This window comes from Enterobacter sp. V89_11 (assembly GCF_029967775.1).
Classification (GTDB): Bacteria; Pseudomonadota; Gammaproteobacteria; order Enterobacterales; family Enterobacteriaceae; genus Enterobacter; species Enterobacter ludwigii.
In genome coordinates this window covers 164,658-179,166 of record NZ_JASCAN010000004.1, presented here as the reverse complement: position 1 = coordinate 179,166, position 14,509 = coordinate 164,658, and the positions used below count along the sequence as shown (strand labels likewise).

Genomic DNA, 14,509 nt, shown 5'->3' with positions numbered 1-14,509 from the left:
CTTATTATGGGGATCAGTTTCCGGGATTCAAGGGAACAAGACAGATTGTCATCATTCATCAGGCACAAGGACCTCCAGAAAATGAATAATCATTTCAGGTGTATTGGGATCGTCGGGCATCCGCGTCACCCTACCGCATTGACGACACATGAAATGTTGTATCGCTGGCTGTGTAGCAAAGGCTATGAAGTGATGGTCGAACAGCAGATTGCCCAGGAGCTGCAGCTGAAGAGCGTCAAAACCGGCACGCTGGCGGAAATTGGCCAGCAGGCGGATCTCGCCGTGGTGGTCGGTGGCGACGGCAATATGCTCGGCGCGGCCCGAACGCTCGCGCGTTATGACATCAAGGTCATCGGTATCAACCGCGGCAATCTCGGCTTTCTGACCGACCTCGATCCGGACAACGCCCAGCAGCAGCTGGCCGACGTGCTGGAAGGTCATTATATCAGCGAAAAACGCTTTTTGCTGGAAGCGCAGGTGTGTCAGCAGGACTGCCAGAAGCGCATCAGCACCGCGATTAATGAAGTGGTGCTCCATCCCGGCAAAGTGGCGCACATGATTGAGTTCGAAGTCTATATCGACGAAATCTTCGCCTTCTCGCAGCGTTCTGACGGGCTGATTATCTCCACGCCGACAGGGTCGACTGCCTACTCCCTCTCTGCGGGTGGCCCGATCCTCACCCCTTCACTGGATGCCATCACCCTGGTACCGATGTTCCCGCACACGCTCTCCGCGCGTCCGCTGGTGATCAACAGCAGCAGCACCATTCGTCTGCGTTTCTCGCACCGCCGTAACGATCTGGAGATCAGTTGCGACAGCCAGATTGCGCTGCCTATTCAGGAAGGTGAAGATGTTCTCATTCGTCGGTGTGATTATCACCTGAATCTTATTCATCCGAAAGATTACAGCTATTTCAATACATTAAGCTCGAAGCTTGGCTGGTCAAAAAAATTGTTCTGATTTTGCATCCAGTACTTTACTGTATATAAAACCAGTTTATACTGTATGAAAACACAGTCATGGTTTTTCATACAGGAAAACAATTATGCTGGCACAACTGACCATCAGCAACTTTGCCATAGTTCGTGAGCTTGAGATCGATTTCCACAGCGGCATGACGGCGATCACCGGGGAAACCGGTGCGGGTAAATCCATTGCCATAGATGCCCTCGGCTTGTGCCTCGGCGGCCGTGCAGAAGGTGACATGGTGCGCAGGGGCGCAAACCGTGCCGATCTCTGCGCTCGCTTCTCCCTGAAAGATACCCCTGCCGCCCTGCGCTGGCTCGAAGAGAACCAGCTGGAAGACGGACGTGAGTGTTTACTTCGTCGCGTTATCAGCAGCGATGGTCGTTCCCGCGGCTTTATCAACGGCACCGCAGTCCCGCTTTCCCAGCTTCGCGAGCTCGGCCAGTTACTCATTCAGATCCACGGCCAGCACGCGCACCAGCAACTCATTAAACCGGAGCAGCAGAAAGCGCTGCTTGATGGCTATGCAGGTGAGTACGCACTTACTCAGCGCATGGCGGAGCACTATCGCCAGTGGCATCAAAGCTGTCGTGAGCTTGCCCAGCACCAGCAGCAAAGCCAGGAGCGTGCCGCCCGTGCTGAGCTTCTGGAATACCAGCTTAAAGAACTCAACGAATTTAGCCCGCAGGCGGGTGAATTTGAGCTTATCGACGAAGAGTACAAGCGCCTGGCCAACAGCGGTCACCTGCTCTCAACCAGCCAGAATGCCCTTAACATGCTGGCTGACGGTGAAGACGTGAACCTGCAGAGCCAGCTGTATAATGTTCGTCAGCTCATCACCGAGCTGGCCGGCATGGACAGCAAGCTCGCTGGCGTACTGGATATGCTGGAAGAGGCCGCGATTCAGATTTCAGAAGCCAGTGACGAACTGCGCCACTACTGTGAACGTCTGGATCTCGACCCGAACCGTCTGTTTGAGCTGGAGCAACGCATCTCCCGTCAGATCTCGCTGGCGCGCAAGCACCACGTTACGCCAGAAGAGCTGCCTGGCTATTATCAGTCCCTGCTTGATGAACAACAGCAGCTTGACGATCAGGCTGACTCGCTGGAAACCCTGTCACTGGCGGTGAACCTGCACCATGAACAGGCGCTGACGACGGCGAAACAGCTGCATGAGATCCGTCAACATTACGCCCAGGAACTGAGCCAGCACATCACCGACAGCATGCACACGCTGGCGATGCCGCACGGCGTGTTCACCATCGATGTCCGTTTCGAAGAGAACCATCTGACGGCGGAAGGTGCGGACCGTATTGAATTCCGCGTCACCACCAACCCGGGGCAGCCGTTGCAGCCCATCTCTAAAGTGGCTTCCGGCGGTGAACTGTCGCGTATCGCGCTGGCGATTCAGGTGATTACCGCACGTAAAATGGAAACCCCGGCGCTGATTTTCGATGAAGTGGACGTGGGGATCAGCGGCCCTACGGCGGCGGTCGTCGGCAAACTGTTGCGCCAGTTGGGTGAATCAACGCAGGTCATGTGTGTTACCCACCTGCCGCAGGTGGCCGGGTGTGGTCATCATCACTTTATCGTCAGCAAAGAAACTGACGGTGAAATGACGGAAACGCACATGAAGCCACTGGATAAACGCGCACGTCTGCAGGAGCTGGCACGCCTGCTGGGCGGCAGTGAAGTCACGCGAAATACGCTCGCGAACGCGAAAGAACTGCTGGCGGCATAAACTTTTTCGGGATCTCAGGGTCATAGAGAACAACAAAAACGCCGCCAGACCGGTTTCAAAGTGGGGCAAGGTCTATTATCATCGGCATATAACATATGAGCCGCGTTCTGCTCGGGCCCGAAAAGGAATCAAATCACTATGCGTTGTAAAATGCTGACCGCTGCCGCAGCGGTTCTTCTGATGTTGACCGCAGGCTGTTCCACTCTGGAGAAAGTGGTTTACCGTCCTGATATCAACCAGGGGAACTACCTTACCCCTAACGATGTGTCCAAAATCCGTGTGGGGATGACACAACAGCAGGTCGCTTATGCACTTGGAACCCCAATGATGTCCGATCCGTTCGGCACAAACACCTGGTTCTATGTATTCCGTCAGCAGCCGGGCCATGAAGACGCGTCCCAGCAGACCCTGACGCTGACCTTCAGCAGCGCCGGTGTGTTGACCCACATCGACAACAAGCCTGCCCTGACCAAATAATCAGGTGTCAGAGATGCAAAAAGGTGCTCAATGAGCACCTTTTTTGTTTTCCTTCATCCCCCTCGCCCCTTTGAGATCAGGCTTAAGGTGAAGAGCGAACTACTTACCCGATTTCTCCGCACGCTGGCGACGCAGCTCTTTCGGGTCGGCAATCAGCGGGCGATAAATTTCGACCCTGTCACCCTCATTCACCACTTCAGCCAGTTTGACCGGACGGCTGTAAATGCCGACTTTATTTTTCGCCAGGTCGATGTCACGACGAAGCTCAAGGATGCCAGAAGCGCGAATAGCCGCCTCAACGGTCGCACCTTCTTCCAGCATCACACGCTGCAGATATTGCTTCTCCGGCAGCGCATACACCACCTCGACAGCTATCTTATGCGACACTGTAAACCTCTTTGGCGCGGGTCGTGAACGCCTGAACCATATTCGAGGCCAGCTCTTTAAAGATGCGGCCAAACGCCAGCTCAATCAGTTTATTGGTAAACTCAAAGTCCAGCTGGAACTCGATGCGACAGGCATCAGCGCTGAGGGGGGTAAACTTCCAGCCACCCATCAGGGTTTTAAACGGACCATCTACCAGATGCATCAAAATACTCTGATTGCTCGTCAGCGTATTGCGGGTGGTGAACGTCTTGCTGATCCCCGCTTTGGAGACATCGACCGCCGCCGTCATCTGCGTCGGGCCAGACTCCAGCACTCGGCTCCCGGTACATCCCGGAATAAATTCTGGATAAGACTGAACGTCGTTCACTAACTGATACATTTGTTCCGCGCTGTATGGAACAAGCGCAGTACGGCTAATCTGAGGCATAGCATTTCCCATGGTCACACAACCGACAAATAATAACATTTATCACCTGTTAAAAAAACGCTAAGCCTCATCTCGTGCTAATATAGCGCGTTAGACCTCACAGGACGCAATGAGGTGACTTTTTGAAATCAGATTACCGATGGCTTTACGATACTTATGACGAAGAAAAAAGCACATAAACCAGGCTCGGCGACCATTGCGCTCAACAAGCGTGCTCGCCACGAGTATTTTATTGAAGAAGAATTCGAAGCTGGCCTTGCATTGCAGGGTTGGGAAGTAAAATCGCTGCGCGCCGGGAAAGCCAACATCGGTGATAGCTACGTGATCCTGAAAGATGGCGAAGCCTTCCTGTTCGGTGCCAACTTCACGCCGCTGACCGTCGCCTCGTCACACTACGTGTGTGACCCAACGCGTACCCGTAAGCTGCTGTTGAACAAGCGTGAACTGGAGTCCCTTTATGGGCGCATTAACCGTGAAGGCTTCACCGTGGTTGCCCTGTCGCTGTACTGGAAAAATGCCTGGTGCAAAGTGAAAGTTGGCGTCGCGAAGGGTAAAAAACAGCACGACAAACGTACCGATCTGAAAGAGCGCGAATGGCAGCTCGACAAAGCACGTATTATGAAAAACGCAGGACGTTGATTCTGCGCACTTATTGTACTATTCAATAAGTTAGCGTTCCGGGCTGGTATCCAGGATGTAAAATCTGGTATACTCAGTTCAACACTATTGGGGCTGATTCTGGATTCGACGGGATTTGCGAAACCCAAGGTGCATGCCGAGGGGCGGTTTGCCTCGTAAAAAGCCGCAAAAAAATAGTCGCAAACGACGAAAACTACGCTTTAGCAGCTTAATAACCTGCTCTGAGCCCTCTCTCCCTAGCTTCCGCTCTTAAGACGGGGATTCAAGAGAGGTCAAACCCAAAAGAGATCGCGTGGAAGCCCTGCCTGGGGTTGAAGCGTTAAAACTAATCAGGCTAGTACGTTAGTGGCGTGTTTGTTCGCAGCTGGCGTGCGAATGTAAAGACAAACTAAGCATGTAGTACCGAGGATGTAGAAATTTCGGACGCGGGTTCAACTCCCGCCAGCTCCACCAAAATTCTCCATCGGTGATTACCAGAGTCATCCGATGAAGTCCTAAGAGCCCGCACGGCGCAAGCCCTGCGGGCTTTTTTGTATGCATGATCTGTCCTGCGGCGTCTGAATGTCCTGTCCCAGAATTAGCTACATCCTTCAAATAGCGAGTTTTATGTTCATTCTATTTAACCAGATATTTTTAACGGGCCAGTATATTTAAAGAATTCAATAACTGAGTATCTAATGTTTCTCTTACTGGAGTAGGAAGCCCATTTGCAACTCTATAATCTTTGATAGCAGCTCGTGTCGCTGGTCCCATACTTCCATCAATATTACCGTTATAAAAACCTTTATCCAGTAATGCAAACTGCACTCGCATGATTAAACGTTTACGCTTTTCAGTATCAGAAGTCAGCCCACTAGTTGCACGGGTAGTTCCATTCGTTCCAGCAGAGTTTGTAGTCGTAGAGGCATCCATGTCATTAGAGCGAAGCGAACGAACAGATGACGATGAGGAACTTGTCCCTGAACTTGAAGAGCCAGATGAGCTTGGTGAACTGTATGTTTTAGGATAATAAGGAGTGCTGCCACCATAGTACCCGCCACCTGATGAGGATCTGTGAGAACTATGACTCCGATGGGAGCTATGGCTGCGATGCCCTGCAATGTAGAATGGGACTTCCGTGTTAAGTGGTGCTATCACTAAATCATGCTCATTAAGAGTCATACCGGGCAAATCACTTGCTCCAGTAGAGGAATCACTTGCCCATACAGAATTATTGAGTGCCAAAAATCCCGGAAGCAGGGAAGCGAAATTAATTTTTTTCATAAAATTGGTCTCGGAGGTTGATGAAAACGGCCTTTTGACGAACTGAAATAACCAGCACAGGAAGACTTCTGAGTACATTCATCACATTCTTTGGGATAGTAATTTTTCCAGTCAGAAATTGACTGGGTAGCAAACCCTCTGGCTTTTTCAGGAAGATGGCACAATGGGTAATTGAAGATTGTTAGAGGGATGCCTGACCTTTGCGCAGTGTCTATGACAGAGAGGATTTTCTCACGATAGTTATCATGCTCGATAAAGATTGATGACCAGTTTTTTCGTGCCCACCCGATAGATTCCAACCCCATAAGGGAAATCTGATTGATGTTGGAGAACACACGGCCGACGAACTCTACGATGTCATCCAGTTCTGTATAGTTAGCCAGTGTCGGAATAACTCTAAGTTCGATATTAATCCCTGAGTTTCCTGCATTGATTAACCCCTTGACTGTTTCATTAAATGCGCCATCACTCCCTACCAGATGATCATGCACAAGTGGTCTTGATGAGTAGAGCGGGATACCAAAGGTGATTTTGATCTTTTTGCTTCGCTTTGCCATTTCCTGAGTAAAGTTGGTATCAGCAAATTTGCGTCCGTTTGTTAAAACATGCAAAGCAGTATCTGGTGAATTCTCGATGATAAAATCAATGAAGTGAAGGAAATCATCTCCATACAGCAAAGGTTCACCACCGCTGACCCCAACAACTCCATTCAAACCAAATGAAGCTATAGCAAGAGCTGATTGGGTAAGAAGCCAATCATCATTTGATTTTTTTGGTGGCTGCGAACAAAACAGACACAAGTTATTGCAACGTTCCGTTACTAAGACAGTATTATGATTGGCTCTTCGGGACAGAATAACGCGTATCATATTGCCATTGTTGATTATCCCAATATCTCCATTTTCAATTGACTCAAATAATTCAGTGCTAATAACAGAGTAATCAAAGCATGGTAGAATGACATCATTATTGCTTTCAGCAACTACCAGCAAATTGGGCAAAAAGAATAAAGGGTTCACTGGTTTTTGTTTGCATAACCGATAGAACCCCGCGGGCACAGTCTCTTTTGAAGCAAAATGAAAGATATCGTTCCTGATAACCTCAGACATATGCCCATCCTTTTAGCATCTCAGCCTTCGGACCACCTTCTGAGATGCAGTTCATCAGATACCTGAACATCCCCTTGTGATACTGACAAAACGTTGAACGACTCCTATCACCGACAGGCTCACCCTGTACACTTATGTTCTGGCATGGATCTGCACCGCAAAATGGTTGATATGCACATGTATCACAACCTGGTAGAGCAAAATTGAACGATGAACTTAATACTGCGTTATAGTAAGGACTCTTAGAAAATTGTAGCGTCTTAACCTCACCCGCACTGAACTCCGTTTCAGGATTCACCTTCTGCAACATACGGCTCTCATCGCTACCATATACTCGACCGTCATAATTGAAAAGAATACTGTTAAGCACAACCCCACTTGGCGACTTTAAATCTGCGTAACCACTAAAGCCGGGATTGAAGATCCTTTTCAGATGAATGGAGGCCGAATGTTCCACAACCCTTATCCCTTCATTATTGATCTTAAGGATTTCATCTATCAACGAGGCATAGAAACTGAAGTATTCATCCATAGAAAAGGTGAACGATGCTTTTTGTGCAAACCCATAGGGACTAACAGGTCGGATAAACATGTCCTTGAGGCCAAGAGACAAGTGAGCATGGACAATCGATTCAGGATGCCTGATAAGATCTTTAGTAACTGTGGTAACCGTTGCAACTCGCCCAGCGCCTAAAGACCGTTGAATAGCCTCTACTCCTGACACTGTTCTACTGTACGCAAGCCCATGACCAAGAATTCGATTACTGTTGTGAACAACTTCCTCACCATCAAGCGAAGTAGAGAACGTTATGTTCCTATCTCTCGACCATTCAAGCATATCCTCATTCAAGACAGACAGGCTTGATGCTATCACCATCTCAAAATCGATACCTCCCAGCGTTTCAGCACATTGCTCATAGATAGACTGAATTAAATCGAACCGCAAGAGTGGCTCTCCACCCTGTATCTCTATCTTGTATGGTGGTGTCGATAGTTTTTTGATAGTAGAAATGATATCAGGGATGAGATCGGGATCTAGATCATAACCAGAGGCATTCACTGAAGCTCTACTGACCTGACAATACTTGCAGGTATGGTCGCAACGTAGTGTGGGCACAATCATGAAAATTGGCCTGATAGCCAGTTCATTCATCAATCGTTTTGCAAAAGCAGAACTTAAAGCATAGGGCGTTATAGCCGATGAGCTTTCGTTGGTTATGAATAGCTTGCTTTCGAGTGCGTTTGATTGTTCCGCATTGATTTGCTCATCAGAAAGATCAAGCAACTCTTGCTCATCAATGAAATGATGAAAACCAGCGAGGTTGCTTATAAACACCTGTCCATTAGGCAATCTGTCAAAATTGAATGGCATCAATTCCATTACGAAAGCCTTTCATCGACACTGCGAAGCACTTTATGGACAATAGAATCTCTCAACGCCCCTGTTTTATGCTGTAGTTTTTCTCGCAAAGCGTAATCATTCAGCAGCCTCTCGAATTCATAGAGGCATTCGGGACTATCGTTTTCAAAAGAGATTTTCCAGGAGGATATATCTTCACAAAACTTCCACTGAGTAAGCGAAGTCATCCAGTACAGGGTATTGCGTATAACCCATTCAGAATAAACATCTTTTTTTAATATCCTTTCGCACATTGCCATTGCCTCACAAAACTAATAATCACAATCAGCAACCACTGTAAAGCGGATTTTTCCTATAGAAATGAGGATACACCATTTAATTAATATGTTACAGGATGTTTGCATCTGAATGGCGACTCTGACAAATGATGTTGCTTATCCTATGATAATCAATAATGTTTTCTGATTATCATATGCCGCTTGAACCGGTTAAATTTTAAGCGCCCAATATACCATCAAAACGTATGGGCTTAAAAGATCTGCTGGTGGTTCATGATATGAAATCTATTACTTCAATAATTCTTAATGAGAAAGAATTTCCTCATGACGTGATGAAGCTGCACTAGCGCACGTCGATACTAACTAAGCCAGGAGAGCTTACAATCACTCTCAATACCTTGAGCATCTATACGTCGTACCCACTGTTGCAATTTCTGTTTACGAAATTTATACCGCTGAGAATAAGGTCTCAGAATCGGGGCGGAAAATAGCGATAAACGCCGCAGGCTGCGTAATGGCGGGATTGATGTGTGGGCCAGATGCACCTGTTTGTGTACTTATTGGTGGTTTTGTCAGCGGTGCTCTTGCAGTATCGGAGATGGGTAGTGTGTGGAATTGATTATGCAACAGGTTAATTCAATATCTCTGGTAAAGGGTCAGGAAGCGACAGATTTATCCCAGGCGCAGCCTAACGTAGTGATCAATGGCAATAGCACAGACATTATTGTACCAGGGCAAATACTGGAAGCAGCTGTTCAGGTTAATGATCATCGCTATATCTTTTTTTAACGGATGACATTATTTTCGAGGAGTCACTGACAATTGCTCTTATTGATGTTAAGGATGGCGTTAAAGAAATCGTCCGTTTGGGTAATGAGTATTCGACGGGAAGTTTTGAGGTATTATCCGTTACAGTAGCTAGTATCAATTTCAGATTCATTGGTAATTTTTTCTGGACAGTGAACAACGTCGACTCCCCGCGGCTTAAGGCTTCCTTTTGGTTCAGAGCCCAAGGTGTAAAACGAGAGGCTGGCCTGAAAAAATACATGACGATTTCAGCCACTCCTGCGCCAGAGAAAGTTCGTTGATGCGACTTTCTGCAAAGCGCAACGTCCGTACGTTAACATTGTAAAGGCAACGACAAGACCTCTTATTATGTAGCTCGTAAAGCTACATTCTCCTGGAGGTGCCAGTGTCTATTCACACGCTCAATTTATCCAGGCATAAGTCTGGAAAAACTCAGTAAATCAACATCCTTAACAGAATCTATAGTTCCGAAATTACGCCACCCGCGTATACTGCATTCACGCCACCGAAAAACACCTGAACGCAAAAGGATTCGCACCCATGACAGCGTCCTCAAACCGCATCGCAAGCCAGGCTATCGTGGCTCTCACGTTATTGCTCAGCGGCTGCGTTTACCATGATTATCCCTCCCCTCGTATTGAGGGCACATTGAATAACGCAGGAAAACCGCTGCCCCGGGTAACCGTTTCGTTAGTGGAATTCGACCGACACATTGCCACGACACAAACGGATAATAACGGGTATTTTTCTTTCGTACCGCAGGGAGACTGGCATGTTTTTATACCCGTCGGACCGCAAGATCGCCTGAGTAGCTGGACACTGACAACAATCGACCCTCAGGGACAAACACGCGATATTTACACCTCCCGACGCTTTGGCGGGCCTTTTTCAGGCTATTCCAGGAACGACAGCGTGAAACTGTTCTGCGAACTCTCCCCAACAAGCAGTAAGAGTCAAAATATATTTTGCGAAGCTCAGTGAGTTAATTAACTTTACTCATGGCCAAAAGCTAACAGTAATATGGATATGCACGCCCCTGGTACACGGCATTGATCCTGAAAATAATTAATCCCTCTGCGTAACTAAATACACTTCACGGTATAACGCCAAAATAACATTACAGTTTTTTCCTAAAGCCACGCCGCTTCGTCTGTGCCATGCTGAATCACGCTCATAACCGATAACGTTAAATGAGGATATTATGAAAAAAACAATTATCGCATTATCTGCCGTTCTGCTGGCTTCCCCAGTATTTGCTGCGACCACACATGCAACTGACGATACCGTCGCTGCGGCGAAGGCAAACGCCAACGACGCGAAGCAAAAACTGCACGAAGAGCAGAATAAAGGCGAAGAGCTGAAGCTGAAACAGAAGCATGCTGCAGAGGGTAAAACCGAAAACTTAGGCAGCAAGGTCAGCGAAGATTCCCAGAAAGCCTGGCATAAAACCAAAGAAGGTACCGAGAAAGGGTGGGATGCCACCAAAGAAGGTGCTGAGAAAGGCTGGAATAAAACCAAAGAAGGTGCCAGCGAGCTGGAAAAGAAAGTCACTGAGTAATCCCTTCGAAAGGCCGCAGACGCGGCCTTTTTTATTCCCTCCTGCCCTGCTCCCTGCAGACTAAACTTGACTCAGGGGCACTCCATCATGAACAGCGAACACACCGCACCTGAAACCCAGGGCGTTACCGTTGAATTACTCTCCGTCGTCGATCTGGGTCCGGAAATAGCGGGCATGGCCGGGCGCCAGCTTCGCATGCGCAGAGTCACTCTCGCTCCCGGCGCGGTCTTTGGCCCGGTGCATAATCATATCGACAGACCGGGCACCGTGTTTATCCTTGAAGGTACCATCACCGATCATCGTCACGGTATTGCGACTGATTACGGTCCCGGTGTCGGCTGGCCGGAAGATCACAACACGGTCCACTGGCTGGAAAACCGGGGTCCGGTAACCGCCGTCGAGATCTCGGTGGATATTATTAAGACGTCCTGACGCCTAAAAGCCGAATAGATCCCCGGGGTTGCGCGTTAACGCCTTGCCACCCCTAAAGAGATCCTGAGATGCTGCGACGCCTGGTTATTCTGTTCGTGTTGCTCTGTCCGCTGGCGCAGGCCGCCTCGCAGAGCTATACCATTGATACTGAAAACACCGCCATACGGTTATCCTGGCACGCCTTCGGGGGGCACCTCTCCTGGGCCAGATTCAGTGGCGTCACGGGTTCCGTAACGCTTAACCCGGATAAGGATATCGATGACCATATTCATGTCACCCTTCCCGTGGCCACCCTGGTTGCCTCAAACAGCCTGCTCACCTGGCAACTGAAAAGCGACATGTTTTTTGAATCTGAACGTTATCCTGTTATCGAATTTATCAGCTCACGCGTGGTCGCTCGGGGTTCAGGAACGTTCAGGGTGTTCGGAACATTGACCGTACGCGACATTGCCCGCCCGGTCATTCTGGACGCCGTCGTGAAAGATCCGCACGCGCCGGTCCTCACGCTGGATGCGACGACGACCATTTCGCGCGCGGCCTACGGCATGGATAAATTTGCGCTGGTCGTTGATGACAGGATTGCCATTGCCATTGCGATTCAGGCTAACGGTATCCCGTCATCCTGAAATCAGGCTTTGCAGCTGCTCTGCACTGCCCCGCAACTGTGGGAGCGGGTTGCGGCCGATCAGCACATACTGATATCCCGCTTTCTGCCACCACACCAGGTTCATGTCGTGCCGCTGTTCCTGTTGAGCGGCTGTCGTTGTCTGCTCTGTCGGGGAGATGCACAGCGCCATCGGGCCATAGTCGGCATTTATCCAGGCTATTTGCGCGATAGAGGTGGTTTCATAGCGCAGCATGCGGACCATTTTAAGCTCTGCTCCATGCAGGATAAGCTGTGACGCCTGAAGTTGCAGGCCGATATCCTGCGCTGCCCGTTCCAGCCCACGCTGCAGAACATGCGGCGCGCTGTCCATATCCAGCAATGTCTCGACGCTGTAAAGCGACATGTATTGCGCTTCGAGGTCACGAATATGGGCGTTTTCATCAGACGGTGCGAAAGCGGGTCGCAACCCATATCCCACGCCGGAACCGACCACCAGGAAACTGACCGACGCGGCAATGAGTGCGCGCCGGCTTACGCCAGCCGGGGTAGCGGGCTTCGGATCGGGCAGTTCCGCCAGCCGGGCCTGCATCTTCTCCAGAGGAGCATCATCCAGCATAGCGGCAAACGCGCCGGGGTAATCCGCATTGCTTTTCATTAACTCGGCGGTCCGCCCGGAGAGGCGCTCGTCACGTCTCAACTCTTCTTCAAATTTTTGCGCGTCGGCATGACACATCTCGCCATCTATCCATGCCACGATAGCCTCATCGTTATAGGGCGCTGTAAAACGGTGCGCGTTCAAGAGCGTTTCTCCTTAACCGGGGGCAAGGCATCGGCAGACGCTGCCAGCGTTGCCCGTGCCGTCGCCAGTCGGCTCATTACGGTACCGATCGGCACCGCCAGGGTGTTCGCGGCTTCCTGATAGGTAAAACCTTCGACATACACCAAAAAAACCGTGTTGCGCTGGGCTTCCGGAAGCATGTTGACACGCTGCATCACCTTCAGGTAATGCAGGTGCGTCTCATCCTGTTCACGGGTATCCGGCGCCAGAAGCTCGTCGCTGGCGACAAACCCCTGCCCCTGACGAACATGGCGTGCCCGAAGCTCAGAGATCCAGATGGAGTGCAATATCGCAAACAGCCACCTGTCGATACGCGTACCGGGCATGTACTGACTGCTTTTTTCAAGCGCGCGGACGCAGGTGGACTGAACCAGCTCTTCGGCGACATCCCTGTTTCGCGACAACACCAGCCCATAACGCCAGAGACGTGAGAGGTGTGCGGCTAACTGTTGGCGAACCTCACGGGTAGCGATGTGTTTTCCCTCCACGAGAAAATCAGGATTCCGGATGTCCGTTAATGGCAGCCTGCAGGTCACGGTACTCTTCACAGGACTGGCCGCAAATACCGGCAATCACTTTCAGTTGCTCTTTGGCCAAATCCGGACGTCCCTTGACCATCCACGCCTCGCCCAGGTATTCACGGGCTTTGGCATAATCCGGGGCGATAGCCAGCGCACGCTGGTAGTAACCGATACCTTCATCCGTACGACCCAGTTTGCGGGTGGCATACCCGCGATAGTTCCATGCTTCAGCCGTGTTGTTATTTTTTAGCGAATCAAGAAGGTTCAGCGCCGCCTGGTACTCGCCTTTTTTAGCAAGGTGATAGGCATAGTTGGTTTTGTCCTGATCGCTAAGGCTGCTGCTCTTATCGGACACACATTTCTGAGTTGCACTGTCATACACCTGTCCGGACGGACAGTCGGGTGTTTTACTCTCGGTACTATTATCGCCCATCGCCAGCGCGAGAGGAGACAACAGGGAAAAAATCAGCACCGGAATCAAACGCACAGAGGTGGTGTTCATAAAAGGCTCCAGGGTGAATGGGAATGACGTCAGTGAACGCGTGAGCGATGCATTTTATTCATTACCGGGCCCCTCTTTTTTTCTCAGAATCATGTTGACGTCGTATCCCCATTAAATGTTGAGCGGGATATTTTATCTTTACTCCCTGTTAGTTATTATTTTTCTCTCAGTAGCAGAATCCCGGCACCGCACAAGAATATATTTTTAATTAATTACCAACATAATATATGTTATATCAAAAACGTTACCCTAACTTAAACGCACATTAAGCCGGCATAAACAATAGCGTTTAACGCCATCCTAAAAAAGTCCCCTACTAAATATTTATTCATGGCAAAATGATAAAACACTGCATTTTACAAACAAATAAAAACACAATAAATACAACGGTTTATATTTTTTAAATTATAATAGACAGCTATGAATTAATGCCCACTTCAACGCTTCATACAGTGTTTACAGATGCTTAATTTGCACATTCAGACTTTTCTGGCTATATCATTTTTATATCGTCAAAACCAATACCTCTATTAATTACAGGGTTTTATACAACACAAAAATACAAATAAACGACGTTCTCTCTCATGAGTAATTAGA

General features: G+C 49.1%; 17 protein-coding genes and 1 other RNA gene. 9 read left to right on the top strand and 9 right to left on the bottom strand.

Annotation, left to right across the window (positions count from 1 at the left end; translation table 11 throughout):
- The first annotated feature begins 81 nt into the window (after window positions 1–81).
- From nadK to bamE, 3 genes are all read left to right on the top strand, one after another.
- Complete coding sequence (gene nadK, locus QLG09_RS04735) at window positions 82–960, top strand: NAD(+) kinase (protein ID WP_020883909.1); 879 nt, start codon at window positions 82–84, stop codon at window positions 958–960.
- Window positions 961–1,045: 85 nt separating this feature from the next.
- Window positions 1,046–2,707 carry a DNA repair protein RecN gene (recN, locus tag QLG09_RS04730; RefSeq protein WP_282488754.1) on the top strand — a complete coding sequence of 554 codons (1,662 nt, stop codon included), beginning with the start codon at window positions 1,046–1,048 and terminating at the stop codon, window positions 2,705–2,707.
- 138 nt (window positions 2,708–2,845) lie between these two features.
- Complete coding sequence (gene bamE, locus QLG09_RS04725) at window positions 2,846–3,184, top strand: outer membrane protein assembly factor BamE (RefSeq protein WP_282488753.1); 339 nt, start codon at window positions 2,846–2,848, stop codon at window positions 3,182–3,184.
- A gap of 99 nt (window positions 3,185–3,283) precedes the next feature.
- Here the strand turns inward: bamE and QLG09_RS04720 are convergent, their stop codons facing one another.
- Together QLG09_RS04720 and QLG09_RS04715 are read right to left on the bottom strand one after the other, a co-directional pair.
- Entirely contained in the window at window positions 3,284–3,571 is a 288-nt protein-coding gene (locus QLG09_RS04720) for an RnfH family protein (protein ID WP_282488752.1), read from the bottom strand.
- Window positions 3,561–3,998 carry a type II toxin-antitoxin system RatA family toxin gene (locus QLG09_RS04715; RefSeq protein WP_024908332.1) on the bottom strand — a complete coding sequence of 146 codons (438 nt, stop codon included), beginning with the start codon at window positions 3,996–3,998 and terminating at the stop codon, window positions 3,561–3,563. Before QLG09_RS04715 ends, QLG09_RS04720 begins: the two co-directional genes overlap by 11 nt.
- A 156-nt stretch (window positions 3,999–4,154) precedes the next feature.
- Between QLG09_RS04715 and smpB the strand changes: the two genes are divergently transcribed.
- Both smpB and ssrA read left to right on the top strand, forming a co-directional pair.
- A complete protein-coding gene (smpB, locus tag QLG09_RS04710; RefSeq protein ID WP_008502505.1) occupies window positions 4,155–4,637 on the top strand; it encodes an SsrA-binding protein SmpB in 483 nt (160 codons plus the stop codon).
- An 89-nt stretch (window positions 4,638–4,726) separates the two neighbouring features.
- Window positions 4,727–5,090, top strand: a transfer-messenger RNA (tmRNA) gene (gene ssrA / locus QLG09_RS04705).
- Window positions 5,091–5,270: 180 nt separating this feature from the next.
- Here ssrA and hxsA read toward each other — a convergent pair.
- From hxsA to hxsD, 4 genes are read right to left on the bottom strand one after another with little or no spacing between them, the layout of a single operon-like run.
- The gene (gene hxsA / locus QLG09_RS04700; RefSeq protein WP_072031457.1) at window positions 5,271–5,900 is read right to left on the bottom strand and encodes a His-Xaa-Ser repeat protein HxsA; all 630 of its coding nucleotides are present in this window, start codon (window positions 5,898–5,900) and stop codon (window positions 5,271–5,273) included.
- On the bottom strand, window positions 5,897–7,009 hold the full coding sequence (gene hxsC / locus QLG09_RS04695) for a His-Xaa-Ser system radical SAM maturase HxsC (protein WP_228176503.1): 1,113 nt from the start codon (window positions 7,007–7,009) through the stop codon (window positions 5,897–5,899). Before hxsC ends, hxsA begins: the two co-directional genes overlap by 4 nt.
- Window positions 7,002–8,390 (bottom strand): His-Xaa-Ser system radical SAM maturase HxsB, encoded by a 1,389-nt coding sequence (hxsB, locus tag QLG09_RS04690; protein WP_228176502.1) that lies wholly within the window; start codon window positions 8,388–8,390, stop codon window positions 7,002–7,004. The genes hxsC and hxsB overlap by 8 nt, the downstream gene beginning before the upstream one ends.
- Entirely contained in the window at window positions 8,390–8,662 is a 273-nt protein-coding gene (gene hxsD / locus QLG09_RS04685) for a His-Xaa-Ser system protein HxsD (protein ID WP_032678801.1), read from the bottom strand. The genes hxsB and hxsD overlap by 1 nt, the downstream gene beginning before the upstream one ends.
- Window positions 8,663–9,268: 606 nt before the next feature.
- Here hxsD and QLG09_RS04680 point away from each other — a divergent pair.
- The 4 genes from QLG09_RS04680 to QLG09_RS04665 all read left to right on the top strand — a co-directional run bounded on the left by QLG09_RS04680 (window position 9,269) and on the right by QLG09_RS04665 (window position 12,070).
- Window positions 9,269–9,436: a hypothetical protein gene (locus tag QLG09_RS04680; RefSeq protein ID WP_226777971.1), complete on the top strand. Its 168-nt coding sequence runs from the start codon at window positions 9,269–9,271 to the stop codon at window positions 9,434–9,436.
- A gap of 1,219 nt (window positions 9,437–10,655) precedes the next feature.
- Window positions 10,656–11,012 carry a hypothetical protein gene (locus tag QLG09_RS04675; RefSeq protein ID WP_014171277.1) on the top strand — a complete coding sequence of 119 codons (357 nt, stop codon included), beginning with the start codon at window positions 10,656–10,658 and terminating at the stop codon, window positions 11,010–11,012.
- An 87-nt stretch (window positions 11,013–11,099) separates the two neighbouring features.
- Complete coding sequence (locus tag QLG09_RS04670; RefSeq protein ID WP_032680443.1) at window positions 11,100–11,444, top strand: cupin domain-containing protein; 345 nt, start codon at window positions 11,100–11,102, stop codon at window positions 11,442–11,444.
- Window positions 11,445–11,512: 68 nt separating this feature from the next.
- Window positions 11,513–12,070: a YceI family protein gene (locus tag QLG09_RS04665; protein ID WP_282488751.1), complete on the top strand. Its 558-nt coding sequence runs from the start codon at window positions 11,513–11,515 to the stop codon at window positions 12,068–12,070.
- Here the strand turns inward: QLG09_RS04665 and QLG09_RS04660 are convergent.
- The 3 genes from QLG09_RS04660 to QLG09_RS04650 are packed head-to-tail and all read right to left on the bottom strand — an operon-like array spanning window position 12,062 to window position 13,912.
- Complete coding sequence (locus tag QLG09_RS04660; RefSeq protein WP_282488750.1) at window positions 12,062–12,850, bottom strand: hypothetical protein; 789 nt, start codon at window positions 12,848–12,850, stop codon at window positions 12,062–12,064. The two genes, QLG09_RS04665 and QLG09_RS04660, sit on opposite strands and share 9 nt — an antisense overlap.
- On the bottom strand, window positions 12,847–13,377 hold the full coding sequence (locus QLG09_RS04655; RefSeq protein WP_025203419.1) for a sigma-70 family RNA polymerase sigma factor: 531 nt from the start codon (window positions 13,375–13,377) through the stop codon (window positions 12,847–12,849). The genes QLG09_RS04660 and QLG09_RS04655 overlap by 4 nt, the downstream gene beginning before the upstream one ends.
- Window positions 13,378–13,384: 7 nt before the next feature.
- Window positions 13,385–13,912 carry a tetratricopeptide repeat protein gene (locus tag QLG09_RS04650; RefSeq protein WP_182268873.1) on the bottom strand — a complete coding sequence of 176 codons (528 nt, stop codon included), beginning with the start codon at window positions 13,910–13,912 and terminating at the stop codon, window positions 13,385–13,387.
- Window positions 13,913–14,509: the final 597 nt, after the last annotated feature.